Source organism: Nitrospirota bacterium, from assembly GCA_035873375.1.
Taxonomy (GTDB): domain Bacteria; phylum Nitrospirota; class Thermodesulfovibrionia; order Thermodesulfovibrionales; family JdFR-85; genus BMS3Bbin07.
The window spans coordinates 1-26,135 of the sequence record JAYWMQ010000009.1; the positions used below are offsets into that span (position 1 = coordinate 1).

At 47.7% G+C, this 26,135-nt stretch carries 29 protein-coding genes; 21 read left to right on the forward strand and 8 right to left on the reverse strand.

The annotated features are described in order from the left end of the window. Window positions 1–184: 184 nt before the first annotated feature. The 3 genes from VST71_02770 to VST71_02780 form a co-directional block, all read right to left on the reverse strand. The gene (locus tag VST71_02770) at window positions 185–307 is read right to left on the reverse strand and encodes a hypothetical protein (GenBank protein ID MEC4684641.1); all 123 of its coding nucleotides are present in this window, start codon (window positions 305–307) and stop codon (window positions 185–187) included. A 183-nt stretch (window positions 308–490) separates the two neighbouring features. After that, a complete protein-coding gene (locus VST71_02775; GenBank protein MEC4684642.1) occupies window positions 491–1,090 on the reverse strand; it encodes a hypothetical protein in 600 nt (199 codons plus the stop codon). A 234-nt stretch (window positions 1,091–1,324) separates the two neighbouring features. Then, window positions 1,325–1,771, reverse strand: coding sequence for a DUF2914 domain-containing protein (locus VST71_02780; protein MEC4684643.1), 447 nt, complete (start codon window positions 1,769–1,771; stop codon window positions 1,325–1,327). 201 nt (window positions 1,772–1,972) lie between these two features. Here VST71_02780 and gspN point away from each other — a divergent pair, with 201 nt between their 5' ends. The 17 genes from gspN to ftsZ all read left to right on the forward strand — a co-directional run bounded on the left by gspN (window position 1,973) and on the right by ftsZ (window position 20,835). Then, entirely contained in the window at window positions 1,973–2,761 is a 789-nt protein-coding gene (gspN, locus tag VST71_02785; GenBank protein MEC4684644.1) for a type II secretion system protein GspN, read from the forward strand. Between the two features lie 139 nt (window positions 2,762–2,900). Further along, on the forward strand, window positions 2,901–3,353 hold the full coding sequence (gene mraZ, locus VST71_02790) for a division/cell wall cluster transcriptional repressor MraZ (GenBank protein ID MEC4684645.1): 453 nt from the start codon (window positions 2,901–2,903) through the stop codon (window positions 3,351–3,353). Window positions 3,354–3,360: 7 nt separating this feature from the next. Next, the gene (gene rsmH, locus VST71_02795; GenBank protein MEC4684646.1) at window positions 3,361–4,260 is read left to right on the forward strand and encodes a 16S rRNA (cytosine(1402)-N(4))-methyltransferase RsmH; all 900 of its coding nucleotides are present in this window, start codon (window positions 3,361–3,363) and stop codon (window positions 4,258–4,260) included. Continuing rightward, window positions 4,257–4,589, forward strand: coding sequence for a cell division protein FtsL (locus VST71_02800; GenBank protein ID MEC4684647.1), 333 nt, complete (start codon window positions 4,257–4,259; stop codon window positions 4,587–4,589). Before rsmH ends, VST71_02800 begins: the two co-directional genes overlap by 4 nt. Window positions 4,590–4,739: 150 nt before the next feature. Continuing rightward, complete coding sequence (locus VST71_02805; protein MEC4684648.1) at window positions 4,740–6,470, forward strand: penicillin-binding protein 2; 1,731 nt, start codon at window positions 4,740–4,742, stop codon at window positions 6,468–6,470. 4 nt (window positions 6,471–6,474) lie between these two features. Continuing rightward, window positions 6,475–7,959 carry a UDP-N-acetylmuramoyl-L-alanyl-D-glutamate--2,6-diaminopimelate ligase gene (locus VST71_02810; GenBank protein ID MEC4684649.1) on the forward strand — a complete coding sequence of 495 codons (1,485 nt, stop codon included), beginning with the start codon at window positions 6,475–6,477 and terminating at the stop codon, window positions 7,957–7,959. A gap of 127 nt (window positions 7,960–8,086) precedes the next feature. After that, window positions 8,087–9,424 (forward strand): UDP-N-acetylmuramoyl-tripeptide--D-alanyl-D-alanine ligase, encoded by a 1,338-nt coding sequence (gene murF, locus VST71_02815; GenBank protein ID MEC4684650.1) that lies wholly within the window; start codon window positions 8,087–8,089, stop codon window positions 9,422–9,424. Beyond that, window positions 9,424–10,506 (forward strand): phospho-N-acetylmuramoyl-pentapeptide-transferase, encoded by a 1,083-nt coding sequence (mraY, locus tag VST71_02820; protein MEC4684651.1) that lies wholly within the window; start codon window positions 9,424–9,426, stop codon window positions 10,504–10,506. The genes murF and mraY overlap by 1 nt, the downstream gene beginning before the upstream one ends. 68 nt (window positions 10,507–10,574) lie before the next feature. Beyond that, a complete protein-coding gene (gene murD, locus VST71_02825; protein ID MEC4684652.1) occupies window positions 10,575–12,023 on the forward strand; it encodes a UDP-N-acetylmuramoyl-L-alanine--D-glutamate ligase in 1,449 nt (482 codons plus the stop codon). A 5-nt stretch (window positions 12,024–12,028) separates the two neighbouring features. Further along, window positions 12,029–13,252, forward strand: coding sequence for a putative lipid II flippase FtsW (ftsW, locus tag VST71_02830; GenBank protein ID MEC4684653.1), 1,224 nt, complete (start codon window positions 12,029–12,031; stop codon window positions 13,250–13,252). Further along, window positions 13,249–14,379: an undecaprenyldiphospho-muramoylpentapeptide beta-N-acetylglucosaminyltransferase gene (gene murG / locus VST71_02835; protein ID MEC4684654.1), complete on the forward strand. Its 1,131-nt coding sequence runs from the start codon at window positions 13,249–13,251 to the stop codon at window positions 14,377–14,379. The genes ftsW and murG overlap by 4 nt, the downstream gene beginning before the upstream one ends. Continuing rightward, window positions 14,358–15,725, forward strand: coding sequence for a UDP-N-acetylmuramate--L-alanine ligase (gene murC, locus VST71_02840; GenBank protein ID MEC4684655.1), 1,368 nt, complete (start codon window positions 14,358–14,360; stop codon window positions 15,723–15,725). The genes murG and murC overlap by 22 nt, the downstream gene beginning before the upstream one ends. 40 nt (window positions 15,726–15,765) lie before the next feature. Beyond that, the gene (gene murB / locus VST71_02845; protein ID MEC4684656.1) at window positions 15,766–16,698 is read left to right on the forward strand and encodes a UDP-N-acetylmuramate dehydrogenase; all 933 of its coding nucleotides are present in this window, start codon (window positions 15,766–15,768) and stop codon (window positions 16,696–16,698) included. Continuing rightward, window positions 16,695–17,642, forward strand: a complete 948-nt coding sequence (locus tag VST71_02850; protein MEC4684657.1) for a D-alanine--D-alanine ligase — start codon at window positions 16,695–16,697, stop codon at window positions 17,640–17,642. Before murB ends, VST71_02850 begins: the two co-directional genes overlap by 4 nt. Continuing rightward, a complete protein-coding gene (locus tag VST71_02855) occupies window positions 17,639–18,412 on the forward strand; it encodes an FtsQ-type POTRA domain-containing protein (protein MEC4684658.1) in 774 nt (257 codons plus the stop codon). The genes VST71_02850 and VST71_02855 overlap by 4 nt, the downstream gene beginning before the upstream one ends. Then, window positions 18,413–19,630, forward strand: coding sequence for a cell division protein FtsA (gene ftsA, locus VST71_02860; GenBank protein MEC4684659.1), 1,218 nt, complete (start codon window positions 18,413–18,415; stop codon window positions 19,628–19,630). It abuts the gene before it with no gap. Between the two features lie 47 nt (window positions 19,631–19,677). Further along, a complete protein-coding gene (gene ftsZ / locus VST71_02865; protein ID MEC4684660.1) occupies window positions 19,678–20,835 on the forward strand; it encodes a cell division protein FtsZ in 1,158 nt (385 codons plus the stop codon). A gap of 248 nt (window positions 20,836–21,083) precedes the next feature. On the opposite strand, the gene hisA is transcribed toward ftsZ, so the two are convergent. After that, the gene (gene hisA, locus VST71_02870) at window positions 21,084–21,809 is read right to left on the reverse strand and encodes a 1-(5-phosphoribosyl)-5-[(5-phosphoribosylamino)methylideneamino]imidazole-4-carboxamide isomerase (GenBank protein MEC4684661.1); all 726 of its coding nucleotides are present in this window, start codon (window positions 21,807–21,809) and stop codon (window positions 21,084–21,086) included. A 115-nt stretch (window positions 21,810–21,924) separates the two neighbouring features. Here hisA and VST71_02875 point away from each other — a divergent pair, with 115 nt between their 5' ends. From VST71_02875 to argC, 4 genes are all read left to right on the forward strand, one after another. Next, the gene (locus tag VST71_02875; protein ID MEC4684662.1) at window positions 21,925–22,215 is read left to right on the forward strand and encodes a LapA family protein; all 291 of its coding nucleotides are present in this window, start codon (window positions 21,925–21,927) and stop codon (window positions 22,213–22,215) included. A gap of 132 nt (window positions 22,216–22,347) precedes the next feature. Next, entirely contained in the window at window positions 22,348–22,776 is a 429-nt protein-coding gene (gene rplM / locus VST71_02880; protein MEC4684663.1) for a 50S ribosomal protein L13, read from the forward strand. A 73-nt stretch (window positions 22,777–22,849) separates the two neighbouring features. After that, a complete protein-coding gene (gene rpsI, locus VST71_02885) occupies window positions 22,850–23,242 on the forward strand; it encodes a 30S ribosomal protein S9 (protein MEC4684664.1) in 393 nt (130 codons plus the stop codon). A 107-nt stretch (window positions 23,243–23,349) separates the two neighbouring features. Beyond that, a complete protein-coding gene (gene argC, locus VST71_02890) occupies window positions 23,350–24,390 on the forward strand; it encodes an N-acetyl-gamma-glutamyl-phosphate reductase (protein ID MEC4684665.1) in 1,041 nt (346 codons plus the stop codon). 22 nt (window positions 24,391–24,412) lie between these two features. Here argC and VST71_02895 read toward each other — a convergent pair whose 3' ends face one another. From VST71_02895 to VST71_02910, 4 genes are all read right to left on the reverse strand, one after another. Further along, on the reverse strand, window positions 24,413–24,625 hold the full coding sequence (locus tag VST71_02895; protein ID MEC4684666.1) for a type II toxin-antitoxin system HicB family antitoxin: 213 nt from the start codon (window positions 24,623–24,625) through the stop codon (window positions 24,413–24,415). Then, the gene (locus VST71_02900; GenBank protein MEC4684667.1) at window positions 24,625–24,876 is read right to left on the reverse strand and encodes a type II toxin-antitoxin system HicA family toxin; all 252 of its coding nucleotides are present in this window, start codon (window positions 24,874–24,876) and stop codon (window positions 24,625–24,627) included. Before VST71_02900 ends, VST71_02895 begins: the two co-directional genes overlap by 1 nt. A 103-nt stretch (window positions 24,877–24,979) precedes the next feature. Beyond that, window positions 24,980–25,204, reverse strand: a complete 225-nt coding sequence (locus VST71_02905) for an addiction module protein (protein MEC4684668.1) — start codon at window positions 25,202–25,204, stop codon at window positions 24,980–24,982. Between the two features lie 71 nt (window positions 25,205–25,275). Next, the gene (locus tag VST71_02910; GenBank protein MEC4684669.1) at window positions 25,276–25,752 is read right to left on the reverse strand and encodes a DUF4149 domain-containing protein; all 477 of its coding nucleotides are present in this window, start codon (window positions 25,750–25,752) and stop codon (window positions 25,276–25,278) included. Between the last annotated feature and the right edge of the window lie 383 nt (window positions 25,753–26,135).

Genomic DNA, 26,135 nt, shown 5'->3' on the forward strand with positions numbered 1-26,135 from the left:
TCCGGCTGATCTGACAACGCATTACGATGTGTGCCTCAATAGAGAAAATGTCCCTGATAAGTTCCACAGTTTCTACAGGAAATGGCTGAGATACTATCTGGATTTCTGCCATAAATATGATTTCGAACCATCCGGACCGGACAGTCTTGCGTATTTCAGGGTCACCCTTTAAGAAGTAATTTGCTTAATACAGAATAATGTATGCCGATGTACCATGTCTTTCTACTGCTTCCTGCACTTTTTTCTTCCGCTTTTTCCTGTCACCTTTTATTATTGCTGCAAGTATAGTTTTCTCGGACTTCTTCATCTATGAAAACAGGTTCCCCCGCGTTGCCCCTTGAGGTTACGTGATATACTGCCCCTTCGTATTCTATTCTTAAAGATTTTGCCATGTGTTGACTTTATAGTTTTGTTTCAAAATTGCAAAATTGCAAGAAACAAGACTTGAACTTCCCATTTTTTTCTTATGTCTCTCTGAAAAGTTGCCGGGTTAATAATTGGCCTTATTAGCAGTATTTTTACAAAATAGTTGATTTATAAAAGCCGCGCATATTTTTACGGAAGCTGTTCCATGCATGTGTAGTATACTACTGCCGTGAGCCAGCTCATTTCTCAGAGATGGCATTACATCCACTAATGTATCTACGTAAGGCTTTACGTTTTCAATCATGTTGTCTCTCTTTATCTTTACTATCTTCATTGCTTCACATTTATATTGAATGTGCTCAAATCCTTCATCTCGTACTAAACCTTCGCTTACAGCTCTTTTTACCAGATTACTAAACGATTGATAATTTTTTACGTTAAATCTTTCCTTAAGTGCCATTTCAACCGTGACAAACGCAAGGAACTGAGCTGTAATATTAAATGGGTAGTGAAACCACGAGTAAACTAACAAATTTATAGCAGTAGAAAAGTGACTCCTTACTCTTTCTGGAACTTCTTCTTTTAATTCAATTGATTTCGCCTCCAGATAAATGTCTTTCAGTGTCAGTTTTCGAGTATTACCCGTTTCTTTATTTTCGAACATAAAGAGCTTGTGCCGTTCATCTGGCAATACTATTTCTTCGTATTTCTTCAGATATTCCATACTACTTATTTACTCCTAAAAGTAATTATACAGTTTCTATAGATATACCATATTAAATGGCATTTAACAAGTCTTGTATGGTTTTTTATGATTTGCTAACTGTATAGTACCCTTATTTTCATGATATACAGTTTCTGTTTAATCCTCATGCTAAATATACCTTCGGAAATAAGCACCCGATTTTATACTCTCTGCGTTATGGGCACTACGCTATGCTCTTTGCGCCTTGCCCTCTTATTCTATCGTAAAATAGAGGGTTTTGAGCAGCAATCCGTCTTCATTAGTGATATCAACCCTCCACTCGCCTGTCCATCCGGGGAAGATACGCTTGCTGCTGTAGGTCCTCCAGTTTACGGATTTGACCGGGAGTTTGACTTCCGCCATCAGCTTGTCGCCGTAGAACCATAGATGCCAGATGATGGTATCTTTTGTGGCTCCGGTAATCCTGGTGAAGGCATAGAGTTTTTTAACAGAGCTTGGAAATGTATCCGACACCCCCTGGGGTACGAGGTTTTCCACCGAGGTGGCAATGACAGCCTCAGCGGCCTTCAAGGGTTCCTCCTGGGCCGTGACTTTGGTGGGAAAGAACAGGGCCAGCATCAGGGCCATAACCGGTAATATCTTGTTCCATAACATGTTTTTGTCTCCTTTCTTGTCCTGTTTTTTTATAATCTGAGTCATCTGCGAAATCTGCGGATTAATAAGGTTGTTATCTGTTCATTTCTGTTATATGATAGTTACGTGATAAAAGTTTAGTTAAAATTATACAATATTTTGATCAAACTGACAATCCAATCAGCGTGCACTGAGGTTGAAAGCAGGTCTTTGTTCCTGGTTTTGTGCTGCCAATCCCGACTAACTGATTCAAGGAGATAGAAGATTATGCTGAAAAAATTGATTATCGTACTGCTGCTTCTGTCTTTCATTGTAACAGGTGTCTGGTATGCCGGGATCCCCGACAGGTGGGCGGCCGAGAGGATTGAGGGCTTGCTGCAGGGGGGCAGGATAAGGACGGAACTGCTTGGGTTTAAGAAGACCCCGTTCTTTGGTTTTAGGATAGAGGAAGTCAGGATAAGGCACAACAGGAGACAACTCCTGAGCATAGAAGGGGTTTCCGGAAGGATTGACCCCATAAGCCTTCTCCTCTTCGGGGTAAAGGTTTCATTTACAGGTCACCTCTCAGGCGGTACAATTGCCGGCGAGGCGTTGTTGAAAAGGGACGGCATCAGGGCGGCGATTGATATCCGCTCAGCAAGGCTTGAGGGCCTGGACCTGTTGGCTGACTCGGCAATCAGGGGAAAGGGGAGCCTGGATATGACAGGAGTTATGGATAGAGGGGAGGGGGACCTGTATTTTGAGGTCAAAAACATGGCCCTGAAAGATATACGTAAGGGTGGACTGTACATACCACTGAAGTCTTTTAATCATATGAAGGGGGCTGGTTCGTTTAAGGGTGAGAACTTCCGGATTGATGCTGTGAGTATGGAGGGTGACCACATATATGGCAGACTCAGGAATTGTATGTTGGAAAAGGGCTATTTTGAGGGGACCCTGGAGGTAGTGGCTGAGCCTGGGTTTCCCGAAGAGTCTCTTGTATTGCTGGAGCCCTATAAAGAGTCCCCGGGGTATTATGCGATACCCTTAAAAGGCAAGGTGAGGGATATCCTCTGATACGCATCATGTAGTGATTATCTGTATTTAAAACCGCAATATTCTGTATACCTTTTCCGGCCTTCATTTTTTACTTGACATTCGCCCCAATCTTTAATATTATTAAGAGGTGGGAGAATGTGGTAAAAGGTGGTGAGACGTGCCGGGATTCTCAGGTAAATATTATTACAGTGTTGATCCAAAGGGACGGGTAATGATTCCGGCCCCTTACAGGTCGATACTCCTCAGTAATTATAGCCCAAAACTCTATGTTACCACTGCGGCCTTTGACAAATGCCTTTACCTCTATCCCTTTGAGGAGTGGCAGAGGTTTGAAGAGCGGGTGAGGTCTCTGCCCCAGATGAAGGAGTCGGTGAGGTGGCTGATGAGGAGGGTTGTTGCCTCTGCCCATGAGTGCGAGATGGACAGGCAGGGGAGGATTCTTATACCTGCATCCCTCAGGACGGATACTGATATTAATGGTGAGGTAGCGGTTGTCGGGCAGTTTGACAAGATGGAACTGTGGAACAAGAAGGAATGGGATAAGGTTGTTAATCCCGCAAAGATAGACAGAAAGGTAATGGAGGAGGAACTTGCATCCCTTGGGATGTGAGGGGTTGATGACAGATACAGTCACAGATACAGTTATAGTACATGTTCCCGTCCTCACCCAGGAACTGATGGCCCTGCTGAATCCGGTTATCAATGGTGTGTACCTGGATGCAACTCTTGGTGGCGGTGGACATACAAGGGAATTACTCAAAAGGCTCGGACCGGAGGGGGTTGTCATTGCCTTGGACAGGGATGAAGAGGCCCTTGAGAGGGCAGCGATTGAAATAAATGACCCGAGGGTCAGGTATGTGCACGGGAGTTTTTCCGATATGGCAGACAAGGTAAGGGCCATGGGTTATCACGAAATAGACGGAGTTATTATGGACCTTGGGCTCTCCATGACACAGATGAAGGATGAAAGCCGGGGGTTCAGCTTTCATTCAAAGGAGCCCCTTGATATGAGGATGGACAGGGATTTGCCGGTAACGGCAGGGGAGATTGTTAATAAATGGAGTGAACGTGATATAGAGAGGATCCTCAGGGAATACGGTGAGGAGAGGAAGGCCTTGCAGATAGCAAGGGAAATCGTGAGGCAGAGGAAGAGGGAGAGGATTGAAACCTGCTTGCAGTTGGCCGCCATTGTAGAGAGGGTATATAGAAGGCGGGGAAGGACTCATCCGGCTACAAAGACTTTTCAGGCATTGAGAATTGCTGTAAATGACGAACTGAACCAGCTGTCTGAGGGGCTCTCAAATGCCCTGAAAATATTGAAAAAGGGTGGACGTCTCTGTGTAATAACCTATCACTCTCTTGAGGACAGGATTGTGAAGAGATTTATCCTTGCTGCCGAGAGGCAGGAAGGGTCTCTGGTAAGGCTTAACAAGAAGCCGATCATTCCTCTCAGAGATGAACAGAGGAGGAATCCCTCTTCAAGGAGTGCGAAACTAAGGGGGGCGGAGAAGCTATGATTTACAGAAAGAGAAGAAGTCTCCTTGGCTGGCTTGTCAAACCGTTATTGATTGTCATTGCCGTTTTTCTCCTTTTTTCCATTGTCTGGCTTCGTTCCAATGTTACGGCCTTTGAGTACGAGTTGGGACAGTTACAGAAGCAGAAGGCCACTCTGATAAAGGAGAGGCGGGAGCTGATTGCAGAAAGGTCCCAGATAGCCTCCATGAAGAAGATCCAGTATATAGCAGGCAAGAAGATGGGGCTTGTTTATCCCGACAGGAAAAGGGTTTTCTTTGTTAAAAGCGATCGTGGCCCAACACCATACACGGCTGGTCTGAGGGAAAGATAAATTCCGGAATTGCAGCAATGATAAGTGATAAGTGACTGTAATGTAGTAAGGGTTCCCCTGATAGAGGGGAGTGGGAAGTAGAAGGGTAGTTAACTTTATCAGCTTGCAGGCCTGTAAACTTACCTGTTAGCTATTAAGGGGAGTCGGGGGATGAAAAGACGGCCGCTTATTATAGCTACGGTGATCGCAGTCGGATTTCTGATCATTTTTGCCCGGCTTGCTGAACTCATGCTGTTTGATCATGAAAAGCTCCTGAGGCTTGCGACAATACAGCATACAAAGGGACAGAATATCCTTGTAAGAAGGGGCGGGATATATGACCGCAGAGGCAGGGAGCTGGCTGTAAGCCTCGACCGTCTCTCCCTTTACGGTGATCCCTCCATGATTGATTCCCCTGAGTATGTTGCCCGTAGGCTCAGCAGGGTTATAAAGACCAACAAATCCACTCTCAGAAATAAACTGAAGGAAGAAAAAAAACGTTATGTATCGCTTGCGCGAAGGGTCTCGCCTGAACAGGCAGTAGCAGTACTGAAGCTGAAACTTAAAGGTATAGGCATTGAGCCGGATTCGGAGAGATTTTACCCCAAGGGCTTTCTTGCCTCCCATGTGCTGGGGTTTATTGATATTGACAATCGTGGCCGGGAGGGTGTGGAGAAGAGGTATGACAGCGCACTTACCGCTGATGGCGGGAGGATTTATCTTGCCAGGGACGCCCGTGGTAACATACTTTACAGGGGTGATGATTACGAGTCGATAGGTAACAGTATTGTGCTCACCATTGATGAAGGGTTACAATATATTGTTGAGTCAGAGCTTGAGACCGCGGTTAAGAAGTGGAAGTCCCAATCTGCCACTGTAATAATGATGGACCCCCATACCGGAGAGATACTCGCCCTTGCAAACAGGCCGACCTTTGATCCGAACAAGCCTGGTGCATACAGGGCAGCCAATAGACGGAACAGGGCCGTTACAGACCTTTATGAGCCTGGCTCAACCTTCAAGATCGTCATGGCTGCCGCTGCGCTTGAAGAAAAGATAGCAACGCTGAATACAGAGGTTGACTGTTCTGAAGGAGAGATAGAAGTGGGGGGTAAAAAGATAAGGGATACCCATAAGCACGGGGTGCTTACCCTGAGGGAGATAATCCAGAAATCGTCAAATGTGGGTGCCGTAAAGATGACCCTCAAGCTTGGCCCTGAAAGGTTTTATAAATATGCGAAGGTCTTTGGTTTTGGAGACAGGACAGGTATTGACCTTACCGGAGAGGTATCAGGTGTTGTAAAGCCGCCTCACAGCTGGTCAGGAACGACTATCGGGGCTATGGCAATAGGGTATGAGGTGCTGGTATCACCCCTTCAGGTGCTGAGGGCATATTCTGTGATTGCCAATGGCGGTTATCTTGTTAAACCCTATGTGGTTGCAAAGACCCTCGGCCCTGCCGGCAGGGTGCTGCAGGAAGGCAGGCCCGAGCGGATGAGGGTTATTTCAGCAGAGACGGTGGAACGCCTGAGGGAGGCCTTTGTAACCGTTACTGAAGAAGGGGGTACTGCACCGAGGGCGTCTGTTTACGGCAATACGGTTGCAGGGAAAACAGGGACATCACGGATGATTGACCCCCGCACAGGCAGATATTCCCGCAGGGATTTTGTCAGCTCCTTTGTCGGTTTTGTCCCTGCTGATGACCCCTTGTTTGCCATTATAGTGGTTATATGGAAACCGCGAGGAGAATATTATGGAGGACAGGTGGCAGCACCGGTCTTCAGGGCCATAGCCGAAAAGGCCCTTACATACAGGTTTATACCTATGGAAAACAGGGGAGACAATAATATACTCGTGATGGGGCAGCCCGTCAGGGGCGGGCAGGAGAGTCAGGATTTTTGATTGTATGGTTATGAGACTCGGTGAACTTATAGAGGGATTGATGCCGGTTGCCGTCACAGGTGACTGTCTTGTAGAGGGGCTTTCCTGCGATTCAAGGAATGTCGGAGAGGGAGACCTCTTTTTTGCTGTGAGTGGTGAGCATTTTGACGGCAATGAGTTTATCACGGATGCCCTGATGAGGGGAGCGGGGGCCATTGTGTCCGGGAGCCCCCTACCCCTGTCATTGGATGTCCCATATGTGCAGGTGCAGGATATATACACTGCCATGGCAGGTATTGCCGACAGGTTTTGCGGCCATCCCTCGGGGAAGCTCTCCGTTACAGGTATTACCGGGACCAACGGCAAGACCACTACATCTTACATACTCCATAAAATCCTGTCAGCTAACGGTATAAGGGCAGGACTGCTCGGCACTATAAGATATATCCTCGGCACCCGGGAGTTAAGGGGCAGGTTTACCACCCCGGAAGCGCTGGATTTTCAGAGGATGCTTGCAGATATGCATGACAGAGGCATAACCCATGCAGTAGCTGAGGTCTCATCACATGCACTCTCGCTGAAGAGGGTCGACTTTACGGACTTTGATATCGCTGTATTTACAAATCTTACAAGAGACCACCTCGATTTCCACGGAGATATGGAGGCATATTTCAGGGCCAAGAGGAGACTCTTCCTGGAACTTGCCCGGCACGCTGCAGTGGTTAATATAGATGATCCCTATGGCAGGAGGCTGGTTAGCGAGATAAGGGGAGGCCTGGGGCAGGGGGCAGATTTTCGCATCATAACCTGCGGTATTGACAGTGATGATGCCGAGCTTCGGGCAGTTGAGATAAAGGAAGGGTTTGATGGCCTTGATTTCACCGTGATGTATGGCCCGGAAGTGTTCCGTGTCAGTTCCCCGCTGCTTGGTGTAACGAATGTGTATAACATACTGTCAGCCATTGGGGCCTCTGTTGCCCTGGGGATAGGGTGGGAGCGGATAGTTGAAGGCGTGAGGCAGTGCGGGGGGGTTGAGGGCAGGATGGAGCCTGTAAAGGCTGGTCAGGGTTTTCTTGCCATTGTCGACTATGCACATACTCCCGATGCCCTTCAAAAGGTGTTGGAGACGCTCAGAAGGCTGACACGAGGCCGTATTATCACGGTCTTTGGCTGCGGGGGTGACAGGGACAGGGGAAAGAGGCCGGAGATGGGAAGGATTGCTGTTGAACTCAGTGACACGGCGATTGTTACCTCGGATAACCCGAGAACCGAGGATCCCGTTGGCATTGTTGATGACATAATAAGGGGTATGAAAAAGGGAGAATATATTGTTGAGCCTGACAGAAAGAGGGCCATTGAAGAGGCTGTCAGGATTGCAGGTCCTGATGATGTTGTGCTCATTGCAGGAAAGGGACATGAGGAGTATCAGGAGATAGGCGGAGTGAGGTATCCCTTTAGTGACCGGGAGGTTTTGAGAGAGGCGATTACGGGATTGACGATTGAGGATTGACTACTCAAGGCTGTCTCTCGCAAAGGCGCAAAGGTCGCAAAGATTAGGGGATTGACCATTGACTAATGATAAATGATAAATGATAAATGACTAATAATAAATAACAGGGATTGAGGAAGATTAGAGGATGAGCAGATATACATTGACAGAGATACTGGAGGCAACTTCAGGCAGGCTTATACTCAGAGGGGCCGATGCCTTTAGTGGTGTTTCCATAGATTCAAGGACAATAAAGGATGGGGAGCTTTTTGTTGCCTTGCAGGGAGAGAGATTTGACGGACACCTCTTTGTTGACGAGGCACTGAAGAAGGGTGTGGGAGCCATTGTGAGCTATCCACCTGTAGTACCAAGGGGAAGGAGTATTATTCATGTGAACAATACCCTGCGGGCCCTTCAGCGGATAGCCCGTTACAGGCGGATGAGCAGGCAGGTGAGTGTTATAGGTGTGACAGGCACTAATGGCAAGACAACAACAAAGGAGATGATAACCGTAGTCCTTAATGGACGGTATAAGGTCCTCAGCAGCAGGGGAAATCTTAATAACCAGATCGGGCTTCCGCTCTGCCTTACCGACCTTGATGACCACGATATGGCGGTACTTGAAATGGGTGCAACCAAGGCAGGTGATATACGGGAACTGTCGGATATTGCCAGGCCTGACATCGGGGTGATAACCAATATAGGACCTGCACATCTTGAGGGGTTTGGTTCCCTTGAGACAGTGCGTGATACAAAGTATGAGATACTTGATTTTGCAAAGACAGCGGTTCTTAATATCGATGACCCTATTATCAGTGAGAGGCCCGGACAGTGTAGCAGGGTTGTTACCTTTGGCCTGAAAGAGGGGGCAGATGTCCGGGCGGATGATATTGTGTATGAAGAGGGGGGGCTGAGTTTCAGGGTGCATCTGAAAGAGGGAGGTTCTTCTGATATAAGGCTCAGGGTCCTCGGGTTATTCAATGTTTACAATGCCCTTGCCGCAGTGGCTGTATGCCGGATTCTAAATGTACCTATAAGTAACATCAGTTCGTCTCTCAGTGAGTTTGGAGGTGTTCCGATGAGGCTTGAACTGAAGGAACTGAAGGGTGCACTGGTTATAAGTGACCTCTACAATGCCAACCCTGCTTCAATGGAGGAGGCTGTAAAGGAGCTGGTCAGGCTAAGGAGGGGCCGTGCTGTGGCGGTTCTTGGCGACATGCTTGAGCTTGGCTCTTACGGGGAGCAGGCCCACAGAAAGCTTGGCAGGTGGCTTGCCACACTGAATGTGGATGTGCTCATTGCAGTAGGGGATCTGATGTCCTATACATGTGAGGAATTTTCAGCAGGGAACGGCAATTTAAAGGCCTTGCATGCCAGAGACCCGCGGGAGGCGCGCGAGATACTGTTGGGTATGGTCGGGAAGGAGGATACGGTTTTGATAAAAGGCTCAAGAGGAATGAGGCTTGAGGGGGTTCTGGAAGATTAATGTTATACGAACTTCTATACGGCCTCAGTGAATACTATTTTCCGTTCAATGTATTCAGATACATTACATTCAGGACCGTCCTTGCTGCAATCACCGCTTCCCTGCTGACATTCATGCTGGCGCCCTTTGTGATTGCGAGGCTCAGGAGTTTCAGCCTGACGCAGCAGATAAGAGAGGACGGACCAAAGACACATATCTCAAAGGCCGGTACTCCGACCATGGGGGGGATACTGATACTTGCCGGCATTCTCCTGACGGCCTTATTGTGGATGGATCTTAAAAACCCCTATACCTGGGTATTGATTGCCGCTACCTCCGGATTTGGTCTTATAGGCCTGGCGGATGATTATCTCAAGGTCGTAAGAAGGAATCACAAGGGCCTGAGGGCATGCTACAAGTTTGCCCTTCAGATAATCCTTGCCTCGGCTATCAGCCTTTTTCTGTATCATAATCCCCTTGACCCATACAGCACAAAGCTGAGCGTGCCTTTCTTCAAGAGGTTGCTTATTGACCTGGGGGTCTTTTATATTCCGTTTTCCGTGTTTGTTGTTGTCGGGTCATCAAACGCCGTTAATCTCACTGACGGTATAGACGGTCTTGCCATAGGGCTTGTTGCCATTGCAGCCCTTGCAAGCGGTGTCCTTGTCTATGTCAGCGGTCATGCCCGGCTTGCCCAGTATCTGCAGGTACTCTATCTGCCGGGCACAGGGGAGCTTACGGTATTTTGTGGTGCAATGTTCGGCTCTGCCCTGGGCTTTCTCTGGTACAATGCCTACCCTGCAGATGTATTCATGGGGGACGTGGGCTCTCTGGGGCTCGGTGGCGCCCTCGGCACACTTGCAGTAATAACCAAACACGAGATTGTCCTTGCCCTGGTTGGCGGGATATTTGTGGTGGAGACGGTCTCCGTCATACTTCAGGTACTTTCGTTCAAGCTTACAGGCAGGCGGGTCTTTAGAATGGCCCCTATCCACCACCATTTTGAGGTAAAGGGATGGCCTGAGCCGAAAACAGTTGTAAGGTTCTGGATAGTGGGGATTATTCTGGCCCTGCTGAGCCTGTCAACCCTGAAACTGAGGTAGACCAATTGAAGATTGAATACTGAATATTGAATATTTAATTACATAAATAATAAAGAGGTAATAGTCAATTGTCAATTGTCAATCATCAATCGTCAATTAAATCCAGCCGGGCGCTGGTTGTCGGTCTTGGCCGAAGTGGTCTTGCTGCCGCAAGGCTGCTACATTTCCTCAAGGCTGAAGTGACTGTAACGGATACAAGGGACAGGGAAGTGCTTTCTCAAGCACTCAAAAACCTTCCCGGTGATATAAGGGTTGAGGCAGGTGTCCATTCTCCTGCCCTTCTTGAGGATACGGATATGGTGGTAGTAAGTCCCGGGGTTTCCCTGAATCAGCCTTTTTTTGACCTGGCCGGGGAACGCGGGATTGAGGTGATAGGTGAGATGGAGCTTGCCTTCAGGGTGTTAAGGCCCTACGGCATACCATGGGTGGCCATTACAGGCACCAACGGCAAATCAACCACGACCACCATGATTGACATGATGTTGACAAGGGGAGGTTTCAGGGTGATAACAGGTGGAAACCTTGGCACTGCAATAACAGAGGAGGTTTTGAGGTGCCTGAAGGATGACACGGCAGGGGATGTGGAGTATGTAGTTGTTGAGGTCTCTTCTTTTCAGCTCGAAAGCATACGGGACTTTGCCCCGTCTCTGGCATCCATCCTGAACATTACCCCGGACCACCTTGACAGATATAAGGATATGGAGGGCTATATTAAGGCAAAGACCGGGATTTTCAGGAATCAGACCCGTGATGACTGTCTCATACTGAACCTGGATGACCCGCTTGTCAGGGAACTCGGCTCTCATGCGCCCTCTGAGGTCTTTTATTTCACCAGGCAGGAGAATCCGCTGACAAGCAGGGGCGGGGTTACCCCGCCCATTCCTCGGGGTGCTTATCTGAGGGATGGATGGCTCTGTATAAATGCTGACGGGAAAGAGGACAGGGTTTTAAGGGTTGAGGATGTAAGGATAAAGGGTGTTCATAATATAGAGAATGCACTCGCTGCCTCACTTAATGCATTCCTTTGCGGTGTGGACATGGCGGCAATCAGGGATGTGCTCTCAGAGTTCAGTGGACTTGAGCACAGGATGGAGTTTGTGGAGGAGGTTGAGGGTGTCTCGTTTTACAATGATTCAAAAGGGACCAATATTGGTTCGGTTATAAAATCTCTTGAGGGTTTTCAGGATGGCGTCATCCTTATCCTTGGCGGCAGGGACAAGGGCAATGACTTTATTCCACTGAGGGAATATATGAGGGGAAGGGTGAAGGGGCTTGTGGTTATCGGTGAGGCACGGGAGAAGATAATCAGGCAGCTTGACGGTGTTACCGCCGCTTTAGAGGCTGAAGATATGACCGATGCGGTTACAAAGGCATATTCCATGGCAGGGGCAGGGGATGTGGTACTCCTGTCTCCGGGATGTGCGAGTTTTGATATGTTTGAGGATTTTGAGCACAGGGGAGAGGTTTTTAAGGAGTCTGTAAGGAGGCTGAAGAAGGCATTGGTTGTTCAGGAATAACAATTATGGATAATAAAGAGCTGATGATGGAGAGTAAAGAGAACAGAAGAGCCGACAGGTGGTTGCTCTTTATTGTCCTGCTCCTCTCTTTTACAGGTGTGGTGATGGTGTACAGTTCAACAGCACTGCTGCCCATCTCGAAATCCGGGGGGACGATTGCCGGGGGCTCGGATTTCCAGTTTATCTATCTGAAAAAGCATGTTATGACCTTGCTTATAGCCATGGTCTCCATGTGGTTTTTCTACCGGATAAGCCCGGGCACATTAAAAAAGTGGTCCTATCCACTCCTTATCCTCTCAATGCTGCTCCTGCTCTGTGTGTTTATCCCGGGGCTTGGTGTGAAGATCAACGGGGCAAGGAGATGGCTGAGACTCTGGCCATCGACCTTTCAGCCGGCTGAGCTTGCAAAGTTTGCAATGGTTCTCTCCCTTGCGGGTTATCTTTCCTCTCCCCGGTATAACAGGGACAGTTTTAAGGCGTTTATGAAACCCCTCGTTGTAATGTTTGCCTTGCAGGGTATAATCATGATGCAGCCTGATTTCGGTGGGGCCTTTACCCTTGGGCTTATCACCTTTTCCATGCTCTTTCTGGCAGGGGCCAGGATAAAATTTATATTCCTTGCGCTTGTCTCGTTGCTGCCTGTTGTGATTAAGCTCCTGATGGAGCCCTACAGGCTGGAGAGGCTTCTTACCTTCCTTAATCCCTGGAAAGACCCCTATGGTAGCGGTTTTCAGCTTGTGCAGTCCTTTATTGCCCTTGGCAGCGGGGGCCTGAAAGGTGTGGGGCTCGGTGAGAGCAGGCAGAAACTGAGTTTTCTGCCTGAGGTTAATACAGACTTTATATTCTCACTGATTGGTGAAGAGCTTGGTTTGCTCGGTGTTGCCGTAGTGTTGTGCCTCTTTATCGCCTTTTTTATCCGGGGTCTGAAGGTTGCGGACAAGGCACAGAGTCCCTTTTCTTATTATGTGGCATTCGGACTGACCATGATGATAACCATGCAGGCATTGATAAATATGTCGGTTGTCACAGGGCTTGTTCCCACAAAGGGTTTGCCCCTGCCGTTTATAAGCTATGGCGGCTCATCACTGCTTGTTAATTTTATGGCAGCAGGCACGCTGTTGAGGATATCGAGGTCTGACCTGGAGCAGTACAGCCTTCCGAGTCGCGATATGCTTATAAAGAGGAGAGCGAGATTAAAGACCCGAAGACTCAGGAGGTCATTGCGATGAGGGTTGTGATTGCCGGGGGCGGTACTGGAGGTCACCTGTATCCCGGGCTTGCCCTTGCTGAGGAGTTAAAGAAAAGAGACCCCCGAACAGAGATTGTATTTATGGGTACAGGGCACGGGATTGAGGCAAGGGTTGTGCCGAGGGAAGGTTACACAATAAAGTTTATCCCGGCAGAGGGGTTTGTGGGTGTCTCCCTTTTTAAGAAGGGCCGCTCCCTTTACAGGTTTATGCAGGCGCTGAAGGAGAGTTACGGTTATCTGAGGGAGATTCGTCCTGAAATAGTGGTTGGTTCAGGCGGTTATGCCTCTCTGGCGCCGCTTGTAATGGCGTGGATGCTCTCCATACCAACGATGCTCCTTGAGCAGAACACCGTTGCAGGAAGGGCAAACAGGTTATTGGGCTATATTGTGAAGTCCATATGCATCACCTATCAGGACAGTATGGCCTATTTCCCGAGAGAAAAGGTGCACCTTACGGGAAATCCGGTCAGAGAGAGGATTTTGAAAGGTAGCAAGTCTTCGGGCCTCAGGCTTTTTTCCCTCGGTGACGGCCTCTTTACCATATTCATATTCGGAGGAAGCGCCGGGGCTGAATCAATAAACAGGGCCATGATGGATGCACTGCAGTATCTCCTTGATCTCAGAGAGAATATCCAGTTTCTTCATCAGACAGGTGAAAAGGATTTTGAAACAGTCAGGGATGCATACAGAAGCTATGGATACACGGGGATGGTGACGCCCTTTATATATCAGATGCCGGAGGCATACGCTGTTGCAGACCTTGTTGTCTCAAGGTCAGGTGCAACTACGCTTGCAGAGATATGTGTTACGGGCAAGCCATCGATACTTGTTCCCTACCCTTATGCTGCAGCAAACCACCAGGAGGTTAATGCCGGAAAGCTTGAGAGGCTTGGTGCAGCAGTAATGGTTCGTAATATCGAGCTTAACGGAAAGAGGCTTTCCGGGGAGATAAGGAGGCTGTATAATGACCCCGGATTGAGGGAAAATATGAGGACAAAGGCCATGGGTCTTGGAAGGCCGGATGCAGTAAAGAGGATTGCGGATATTGCTTTAAGTCTGATTTCGCTTGAAAGGAGCAGGGAAGAATGTTTGAACAGTTCAGAGTAATACATTTTGTAGGAATCGGCGGGATCGGTATGAGCGGCATAGCAGAGGTGCTTCGAAACCTCGGCTATGAGGTTACCGGTTCCGACGTCAGGGAGTCTGATAACACGAGAAGGCTCAGAGAGATGGGGATTAAAATATATATAGGACACAGGCCGGACAATGTTGATAGCGCCCATGTTGTTGTAATATCCTCTGCTGTCAGGGATGACAACATTGAGGTTTTGGAGGCACGTCTGAAATCCATACCTGTAATACCAAGGGCGGAGATGCTTGCGGAATTAGGGAGGCTTAAATACAGTATCCTCGTTGCAGGTGCACATGGAAAGACCACTACCACATCCTTGATCTCTGCAATTGTATCCGGCGCAGGTCTTGATCCCACTGTTGTTATCGGCGGACGGCTTAAGGCCACAGGCTCAAATGCAAGGCTGGGACAGGGTGATTTTCTCATTGCAGAAGCAGACGAGAGTGACGGATCATTTCTCAAGCTGTCTCCGACCATAGCCCTGGCTACAAATATCGACAGGGAGCACATGGACTATTTCAGGAGCATGGAGGCCCTCTGCAATGCCTTCAGGGAGTTCCTTGACAAGGTCCCTTTTTATGGCATATCGATACTCTCCATGGAGAACGCCTATCTGAGGAGGATTATGGGTGAGCTTCAAAGGAAATATATTACCTTTGGTTTCTCTCCCGAGGCTGACATGAGGGCCTATGACGTTAGTGCAGAGGGCCTTGGCATGAGTTTCAGGGTGGTTGACGGGGGGGTTGATCTCGGAGAGTTCAGGATACCCCTTGTTGGTGTACATAATGTCCTTAATGCACTGAGTGCCATCTGTGTTGCCTCGGAGTTGAGGATTGACGTGGATATAGTGAGGGAGACCCTTGCTTCTTTTTCAGGGATTCAACGAAGGTTTGAGTTCAAGGGAGAGTTTTCAGGGGCAAAGGTATATGATGATTACGGTCATCATCCTACAGAGATCAGGGCTACCCTTGGGTCGGTCAGCAGGGCGGTAAACGGAAGGTTTGTCGTTGTGTTCCAGCCACACAGGTATTCAAGGACAAAAGAGCTGATGCAGGAGTTCGTTGATTCGTTTGAGGGGGTGGATGTGCTCTATCTTATGGACATATACCCCGCAGGTGAGAGACCTATTAATGGTGTCAGCTCGGAGCTTCTGTACAGGGAGATGAAGGGCCGGGTAAAGGATGTCAGGTATATAAAGGAGAGAAATTATATGGTGGCGGACATTGGTGAGGAATTGAGAGAGGGCGACCTCCTTCTCACCCTTGGTGCCGGGGATGTATGGAAGGTGGGAGAGGAGATATTGAATAGCAGCAGGCAGTAATGAGCAGGCAGGTAACAGAATAATTGAACAGGGGTAGATAATGGTCCCGGATTACAGTTTAAAAGAGAGATTAAGCGAAGGGTTTAACGGAGATATTCTGACTGATATAATGCTCAGGGATTATACGTCTCTGAGGATAGGCGGCAAGGCTGATTATATCTTCATGCCCTCTGATATATTAAGCCTGAAGGGACTTGTTGATGCGCTTGCAACAGAGGGTTTTGGGTATGTCCTGATAGGCGGTGGAACGAACCTCCTGGTGACGGATGCCGGGGTGCAGGATGTGGTTATAAACATGAAGGCTTTTCAGAGTCTTGAGAAGCTTAAGGATAGAGGTGACAACAGCGGTGATGATGTCAGGTTTTTTGCCCAGTCAGGTCTTCCGCTGCAGAGGCTCATATCTTTTTGCAGGGAAGACGGGCTTTCAGGGCTTGAAGGGCTTGTTGGAATTCCGGGGACGGTAGGGGGTGCGGTTTTTGGTAATGCCGGGGCCTATGGCTGCGAAATTATGGATGTTGTGCAGAAGGTTACTGTTTTAAAGGGGGGCAGTATTGTGGTCCTCGACAGGAAAGATATAAATGCGTCGTATCGCTCCGGCGGGTTTTCTCCGGATACGGTGATACTCGGAGTTCACATGCAATTGAAGAGGGATGACAAGGATGCCCTGCAGGAGAGGATGAAGGAATTTTTACAGATGAAGAAAAAGACGCAGCCACTTGGAGAGCGGTCAGCAGGCTGCGTCTTTAAAAATCCCCCGGCTGAGTCTGCGGCAAGACTGATTGATGAGGCCGGGTTTAAGGGGATGAGGGTTGGGGATATAGAGGTAAGCACTCTGCATGCAAACTTTTTTATAAATAAAGGGCAGGGCACGGCTGGAGATTTTCTGGCCCTCATGGATGCTGTGGCTGACGGGATAGTGAAGAGGTTTGGTATTGTTCTTGAGCCGGAGATAGGGATTATCGGGAAGAGATGAAAGAACTGATCACGGAGAAACGCATAGGTGTGATTGCCGGTGGTATATCTGCCGAGAGGGAGGTCTCACTGAAGAGCGGCAACGCTGTCCTTGGTGCCCTGAAGGGCAGAGGCTATGATGCGGTCTTTATAGATGCCACAGAAGGCATATGTGAGACGCTGAGAGAGGAAGGGATAGAGATTGCCTTTCTTGCCTTGCATGGCGGCTGGGGAGAGGACGGTTCCGTTCAGGGAATGCTTGAGGTTATGGGTGTCCCATACACGGGCTCGGGAGTCCTGGCATCAGCGCTTGCAATGGACAAGGAGGCATCAAAGAAGATATTTCTGTATCACGGTCTCAGGGTGCCTCCCTTTATGGTTATAGGGTCAGGGGGTGGGAGTAGTGAGGATGAAGCTGCCAATATTTTGCCTCCGTTTCCTGCTCCATGGGTTGTCAAGCCTTCAAGGGAGGGTTCGAGTGTTGGGGTTAGTGTCATAAATTCACGTGAGGAACTGAAAAAGGCTATAGAAGGGGCCCTTGCTTATGGCAGCAGGGTCATTGTGGAGAGTTTTATTGAGGGCCGGGAGGTTCACGTAGGGGTTCTTGGAGAGAGCGTGCTTGGCGGGGTTGAGGTAAGGCCCGGCAGGAGGTTTTATGATTATCACTCCAAGTATACGCCGGGAATGACTGAATATATACTCCCGCCGGAGATAGACGAGGAGACAATGGAAAGGGTAAGGGATGTTTCATTCAGGGCGCATGAGGTCCTGGGGTGCAGGGGTGCTACAAGGGTTGACCTGATAGTGGATGGATCGGGTTCACCCTGTCTGCTTGAAGTCAACACCATACCGGGAATGACGGAGACATCGCTCCTGCCGAAGATAGCAGCACTTGCCGGGTATGATTTCCCCTCACTCATAGAGGCGATCATCCTGGATGCCCTGAACAGAAGAGGAGAGAAATGAGCCGGGGACTTAAGAAAAAGAGTAACAGGATAAAAAAGGAGAGGAAACTTTTTGCAAGGATTTTTTTACATCCCCTCTTTTTAAAGTCCGTTTTCTTTATTGCCCTGACAGGGGTTATTGGTCTGTCAGGGGTTTATCTGTATGGAAAGACAGCAGACATCATGCGGATTAACCGGATAGAAGTAACGGGGAACAAACACCTCTCTGACAAGGAGATCATCTCCCTGATGAAACTCGGACAGGGGGAGAGTATGCTGAGGATAAGCAGCAGGGAACTTAGTGAGCGGGTGCTTGAATCGCCCTGGATCAGGGACGTGGTTATCAGGAAGGAGCTTCCCCATACGCTGATAGTAAAAGTAAAGGAGGCGGAACCCCTTGCCCTGCTGAAGAGAAAAGGGCGCCTGTATATTGTAAGCAGAGGGGGCGAGGTCCTTGAAGAACTGAGTCAGACCATTGCCTTTCTGCCGGTGATAAAAATGGATTCCATAAAGAAATCCCTCCTTAAAGAGGCGCTGAAAGTTGCCGGGATTGTGAGGGAGGATGCTTTTTTTTCTGATGAAGAGATAGAGATTATTGCAAAGACGCCGGAAGAGATGACCTTGAAGATCGGAGACCTGACAATCAAGATCGGCAAGGGAGATTACCGCAGGAAGCTGGCAAGGCTTGTACAGCTGGAGGATGAGATTGTCAGAAGAGGGATACCTGCCGGTTATGTGGACCTCAGGTTTTCCAGGAGGGTTATAGTGAGAGCGGCAAAGGGGAGAGGATAGATGGAGAAGGGACCGATCGTAGCCGGACTTGATGTAGGCACAACAAAGATTTGTGCCATTGTTGGTCAGGCTGTTGAGGGGAAGATGAATATTCTTGCCCTTGGTGCTTCACCTTCAAAAGGGTTGAGAAAGGGTATGGTTGTAAATATTGAGACAACGGTTGAGTCAATCATAAATGCCGTGAAGGATGCGGAGAGGGCTGCAGGAGTTGAGATCAATTCCGTCTGTGTCGGGATAGCAGGCGGTCATATAAAGAGTTTTGAGAGCTATGGGGCTGTTGGTATAAGGAGCAGGGAGGTAACCAGGGGAGATGTTGACAGGGCGCTTGAAGCTGCAAAAGCGGTGTATGTGCCGCTCGACAGGGAAGTGCTCCATGTTATACCCGTAGAGTACGTGGTTGACGGGCAGGACGGGATAATGAACCCTGTGGGTATGTCCGGTGTCAGGCTTGAGGCAAGGGTGCAGATTGTGACCGGCTCTGTCTCGGCAGTACAGAACCTCATAAGGTGCTGCGAGAAGGCGGGGCTGCAGGTCATTGATATAGTCCTTGAACCCCTGGCATCAGCGCTGTCAACACTGACGGATGACGAAAAGAGCCAGGGTGTGGTGCTTGTGGATATCGGGGGCGGGACAACGGATATCGCCTTTTACAGGAATGGTGTCCTCTCCCATACGTCTGTTATTGCAGTGGGCGGAAATCATTTCACAAATGACCTTGCCATAGGTCTGAGGCTTCCTGTCCAGGAGGCTGAGAGGGTCAAGAAGCTCTACGGCATGGCAATGGCAGGGCATGAGGATAAAGCGGAAGGTGTGAGGATAATGGTTGCCGGAAGAGATGAAAAGACCATACCAAGGAGTTATATCACCGAGATAATTCAGCCAAGGTGTGAAGAGGTAATAGATCTTGTGAGGGTTGAACTCAGGAAGGCAGGGGCATATGATGAGGTCTCCTACGGGATTGTCCTGACTGGCGGCGGTTCACAGCTTTCGGGCCTCGACAGGATGGCGGAGGCGATGCTGGGACTGCCGATAAGGGTGGGGATGCCTGTAAATGTAGGGGGCATTAAGAATATTGTCTCTGATCCGATGTACTCCACAGGTGTGGGGCTTTTGATTTACGGTTCAGAGACGGAAGTGCCCCCGATTAATTACGGTGACCTCTTTGGCAATATCCTGAAGAAGATGAAGGGATGGGTGAGGGGGTTTTTGAGAAGGTGATAGTTGAGGATATTATTGATATATTTATTTAATGAAAGGAGGTTTTTATGTTTGAGATCGAAGAGCTGATGGAGCAGACGGCAAAGATCAGGGTAGTCGGGGTAGGGGGGGCTGGTGGAAATGCAGTAAATAACATGATTGCAGCCAACCTCAAAGGCATTGATTTTATCGCAATTAATACAGACCTCCAGGTGCTTGAAACATCACTGGCCCCTCAGAAGATACAGATAGGTGCGGACCTGACAAGGGGGCTTGGTGCAGGTTCAAATCCTGATATCGGACGTCAGGCCGCACTTCATGACTACGATGCAATTGCAGAGAGACTTCAGGGCTCGGACATGGTCTTCATCACTGCCGGAATGGGAGGGGGAACAGGAACCGGCGCCTCTTCCGTGGTTGCCTCTATTGCCAAGGAACTCGGTGCACTTACAGTGGCGGTAATCACAAAGCCTTTCTTTTATGAAGGGAAAAAGAGGCTTATGAATGCAGAAGAGGGGATAAAGGAACTGAGACAGCATGTGGATACAATCATAGTGATTCCAAACGACAGGATATCACTGGTGGTGGAAAAGGGTACGCCCCTGCTAAAGTCCTTTACTGTGGCAAATAATGTCCTGAGGCAGGCTGTTCAGGGTATTTCGGACCTCATTCTGACACCGGGACTGATTAACCTCGACTTTGCAGATGTGAAGACGGTTATAGAGGATTCTGGCAGGGCAGTTATCGGTATTGGATCAGGCAGTGGTGAGGCCGGGGCTGTTGATGCGGCAAAGAAGGCAATATCGAATCCCCTGCTTGAGGACTCGTCGGTGGAGGGTGCAAGAGGTATCCTTGTAAATATTACCGGCGGCATAGAACTCTCTCTGAGTGCAGTCCAGGATGCAACCGGACTGATTCACGATTCTGCACATGAGGATGTAAATATCATCTTTGGTGCGGTAATAGACCCTGACATGACGGACGAGGTCAGGATTACTGTTATTGCCACGGGGTTTGAGCCCAAAAAAGAGAAGGTTGTCCTTGAAGACGTAAAGACGTGGAGGCCAAAACCCTCTCTTCAATTAAAGGCAAAGGCCCAACACACCGGTGCCGAGAGGGTCTTGTCGAAGACGCTGAAAGGTATGTCCTCAGAGCCCCTGCCTACAGAGCTTATGTCTTACGATGATCCATATGATATGCCGCCTTATCTGAGAAAATCCGAGTAACGGGTGTGCTTTACAGGTACGATAAATAGCAGGCAAAGTCTTTCTTACCCACGCAGGGGTCTCTATTCTTCCATCCCCCGGAGGCCCCTGCACCCTTAAAAAACCCTTGAAAACTATTTACTGCAGAGGCGCGGGAGACGAAGAATCAGGGTCTGCTTTTATGTTTGTATTTTTTCCTGTTGAAATCAGCGAAATCTGAGTAATCTGCGGATATAATTCCTGGTTTTCTGCGGTAAAATTTATCAGTACTAATTGTTTTTTCCAGCAAGCCGGATGGCCTCGGAGAGACTGATCTTGCCTGTATACAGTGCCTTGCCCGTAATGGCTCCCCACAATCCCCTGATATCCATAAGCTTCTTTATGTCATCAAGGGAAGAGATTCCACCGGAGGCAATCACAGGGATTTCGAGTACCTCTGTCATGGCCCTTGTTGCTTCAATATCGGGGCCTGTGAGCATTCCGTCCCGTGATATGTCGGTGTAGATTATTCCTGCAGCCCCCAGCTCCTGAACCTTGAGTGCAAATTCCATGGCATCAATTTCCGTTATCTCTTCCCAGCCCTTTACAGCAACATTGCCGTCTCTTGCGTCAATGCCGACAAGTATCCTTCCCGGGTATTTCTCTGAGGCATTTTTCACAAGTTCCGGATTCTCTACAGCAGAGGTGCCGAGGATAACCCGGTCTATACCTATGGAGAGAAGCTCATCTATTCGGTCCATATCCCTGATACCCCCTCCTGCCTCAAGGGGGACATCAACAGCTTTCCTTATATTCTTTATGCTTTCAAGATTTTTCTGAGTGCCTGTAAAGGCGCCGTCAAGATCAACTATATGTATGAGTGTCGCCCCCTCCTCCACCCACCTCTTTGCTACGGCAACAGGGTCTTTTGAGTAAGACGTAACCAGCTCCTTTTTGCCCTGAAGGAGCCTTACACACTCTCCATTCTTGAGGTCTATTGCAGGTATTATTATCATGGCAAATAATATAACATATTTATGATGATTTTTGACTCTGTTTATGCCTTGCCCTGGGCCTCCGGTGCCCTGAAAAGTCGTTTTAGTTTATAATTAACAGAACAGGAGGTGTGTCATGCAATTTTTTATATTAATTGCTATTATTATTGCCATGGCCCTTGTGGTTTTTGCCGTACAGAATGCAACGGCCGTAACACTGACTTTTCTTGCCTGGGAGTTTTCAGGTTCCCTTGCCGTTATACTCGCCTTAACCTTTGCTGCAGGTGTGCTGACAGGAATATTCCTCTCCGCACCGACATGGCTGAGAAAGTCAAAGGAAGGGAGGGTGCAGAAGAGACGGATTCAGGAGCTTGAAAAAGAGCTTTCAAAGTCAACGGAGGAGCAGGGTAAACCCGAAGTTGATTGACAAAAAAAGATGAATTTTTATATTATATATGACTCGGTCACGAAAAAGGCTCTCTTTTGAGTATTTGTGACTGGAATTAACCGGATTTGTATTTTAATTGAATAAATTTTTTCGAAAGGGAAGGTAGAAGAGATGAAGACCTGCTTTGCCAAAAAAGGTGAGTTTGAGAGGAAATGGTATTTAGTCGATGCATCCGACAAGGTACTGGGAAGACTTGCCACAAGGATAGCAACCTATCTCAGGGGCAAACACAAGGCCCAGTTTACTCCGAATGTTGATACAGGTGATTTCATTGTGGTAGTTAACGCAGAGAAGGTGACATTAACGGGAAAGAAACTTGACGATAAGATTTATTATCATCATACAGGTTATCCTGGTGGTATAAAGGCCGAGACTGCAAGAAAGAGACTTCAGCGCAAGCCGGAAGCAGTCATTATGGATGCTGTCTGGGGCATGCTGCCCAAAAACAGGCTCGGAAGGGCAATGCTTAAGAAGCTGAAGGTCTACCGTGGTGCTGAACATCCTCATGAGTCACAGCAGCCGGAGACAATAACTCTGTAAAGGCGTTTATTCAGGTTGTTTTGAAAATACGTAATAACTGATAAACAAGTAACTAACGAACAAGGAGTGGTGGATGGCAGAGATTGTATATCAGGCAACAGGCAGGAGAAAGACCTCGGTTGCAAGGGTTATCTTAAAGCCGGGGACAGGGCAGGTAGTGGTTAACAAGCGGCCTATTGAGAACTATTTCCCGAGGGAGACCCTCCGGATGGTAGTCCGGCAGCCACTTGAGCTTGTAGGGATGTATAACAAGCTTGATGTCCAGGTGACTGTTGATGGTGGTGGCCTTTCAGGTCAGGCCGGAGCTGTAAGGCACGGGATTGCAAGGGCATTGCTTAATGTTGATTCCGACCTGAGGCCGAAGCTCAAGAAAGAAGGATTACTCACCAGGGACCCCAGGATGAGGGAAAGAAAGAAGTACGGCCAGAAGGGTGCCAGGAAGAGATTCCAGTTCTCCAAGAGGTAAAATCCGGTTAGCCGCAGAGAGCACGGAGAACGCAGAGAGAATTTTTTTACTTCTTTTCTCTGCGCACCACTGCGTCCTTTGCGGTTTATCTATGTCCAGGTAAAAAGATGCTTAAAGTGGCTATATGCGGCGGTAGCGGATATGCAGGCAGCGAGTTGCTCCGCCTCCTTTCTCTGCATCGCGAAGTCAGGATAACGGCTGTTACCTCAGAGCGTTCATCCGGCAGGAAAGTCGTGGATTTGTTTCCCCATCTCATGGGCTCGCTTGAGCTTGAGTTTGAGCCTTTAAGGCCGGAGATTCTCCTCAAAAAGGCTGATCTTTTCTTTATGGCCCTTCCCCATGCAGCCTCACAGGAAGCGGTTAATTTCTTCTACTCAAGGAAAAAACATGTTGTTGACCTGTCAGCCGATTTCAGGCTGAAAGATCCGGCAATATACGAAGAATGGTACAGCACCAGACATGAATATCCCTCAGTGCTCAAAAAGGCAGTCTATGGATTGCCGGAAATCTACCGCAGGAATATAAAGAAGACAAGGGTTGTAGCCAACCCCGGCTGTTATCCTACAGGGGCGTTGCTCGGTCTTTATCCTGCCTTAAAAGAGGGTTTGATTGAGGCTGGCTCCATAGTTATAGACTCAAAGTCAGGCACTTCCGGCGCAGGGCGAAAGGCCGCTATCCCCTATTCTTTCTGTGAGGTAAACGAGTCCTTCAGGGCTTACGGGATTGCCACGCACAGGCATACACCCGAGATTGAGCAGGAACTCTCCATAATCCATGGCACACAGGTGACGATCAACTTCACACCCCATCTGCTGCCTGTAAACAGGGGAATCCTGACCACCATCTATTGCAGGCTGAAGGGGGATACTTCAACAGGTCATCTCCTTGAATGTTACCGGGATATCTACAAAAAAGAGCCTTTTGTAAGGGTTTATGATGAGGGGAATCTGCCTGATATCAGGAATGTCCGCGGAACGAACTTCTGTGATATCGGGATGAAGGTCAATCAGAGGACAGGAACGCTTGTTGTTGTTACTGCAATAGACAACCTCCTGAAGGGCGCTTCAGGCCAGGCAATACAGAACATGAATATCATGATGGGTTTTAAAGAGACCGAGGGCCTTAATCTGCTTGCACCTTTGCCGTAAAACCTTCCAGAGTTGTTAATGTCTATGCAAATATCAATCTTTTTTCTTTGGGCTTCGGGACAGGATCTCCAAATTCTTTTGCGGTATCAATCCATAGCTGAATTGCTTCTTGAACATTTTTTATCGCTTCTTCATAGGTTTGCCCATGTGCCAAGCACCCAGGAAGTTCAGGCACCTCGGTAACGAAGGCGTTGTCCTCTCTACTCCAGTAAATTATAATTTCATATTTGTACATTACTTGCCTCCAAGTTTATATTTGAGAATTATGTTCCTTACCTGTTTCACCTGATAAGGCTTTGCCTTATTTCCTTCTTGTTGAAGATTAATCTTTTCAATTATCCCTTCTTTTCTGAATAAGTGATGGCTGCCTCTAACTCGCATTTCAAACCCTAATTTCTTTAGTAGATTGCGCAAATCTTCAAACTTAATATTGGCATCTGACGTGCCACTTAAAATCTGCAAAATTAATTTTTCAGATTTGCCCATTTTTATTTTAACAAAAAGGAAATCGGTTTGTTATACATCGTCTTGTGTTTTTTGATAATGGTGACCATCAATTCTTTTTCTGCCAGTGGATGAAACGAATAAGTCATGGATTGATTTTTTTACGAATCTTTCCAAAAACATCTTCGCCTGGAATTGTCTTAACTTTTCCTGTCCTTAGTTCTTCAACCCTCTTCTCTGCTTCTTCAACCCATAATTTATCAATCTCTTTATCTGGTGGATTAAGGCTTTCATGTAGTTTATTCACCAGTAATGTCCTGACCTCCACAGGCAAAGATATCGCTTCAGAAATAAGTTCATCTGTTTTTATCATAGCCCCTCCTTTTTACAATGATAGTATCATAATTCAGAAACAAAATCAACACACGTAAAACGCAAAAATTAAAGCACAGATGAAATTCCACTCAGCAATAACACCAATATACCTAAAACGAAATTTACCTTTACTAAATTCAGGGATAATTTTTGTAAAGATGCTTTTTTATTTGTGGATCCGGTTCTTCCAATCCTGGGAGTCAGCACCAAACCTCTATAAAAATGAACAGCAACCATTACTGAAACTGCAATGTGCTTTAATGTCAAAACCAAAGTCCAATTATTTCCAAAAATCTCAATCCCGGAAAACTTTTTATTGAATATTGTTAATACAATCCCTGTAACAATTAAAAGAATTATACTATAGTTTGCTAAAGGAGTAAATCTTTTAGAAATTTCTCCCATTAGTTTCCCGCTTTCTGCACCCAAAACTTGCTTTGACGATGGTATGGCAATAAAAAGTATAAAGGTAATTCCTCCAATCCATATAACCGTCGCTAAGAGATGCAGCCAATAAGATATTGCCAATATTAGCTCTTCCATTATTATCCTCCGTAAAAATTTGATTTACAGATTGGGGAAGCAGATTGTTTTTTTGAGCAACCTGCTTCCCCTGAGCAAGGATTTGCCTACTTTGTCTTTATAGGCGGAAGGCAGCCACAGCCACATGAGCTTTTTGTCTCGATTTTGATAGGAATTTTCTTTTCTGCAGGCTGTTTTTTTGTTTCTTTTGCCACTGTTATCACCTCCTTTTTGCTTAAGTTATTGCGTAGTTACTTATATAGCTTGGTAAAAAATATATTATCCTTATTTAGTTTTTGCTTTGCGTATTTCCCCTATACGTACTTGTTCACCTAAACATCCACAGGTACAGATTCGATTAAGTCTTTGCCGGCATTCTTCCAGTGCCTCCCGGTTCAAAGAGT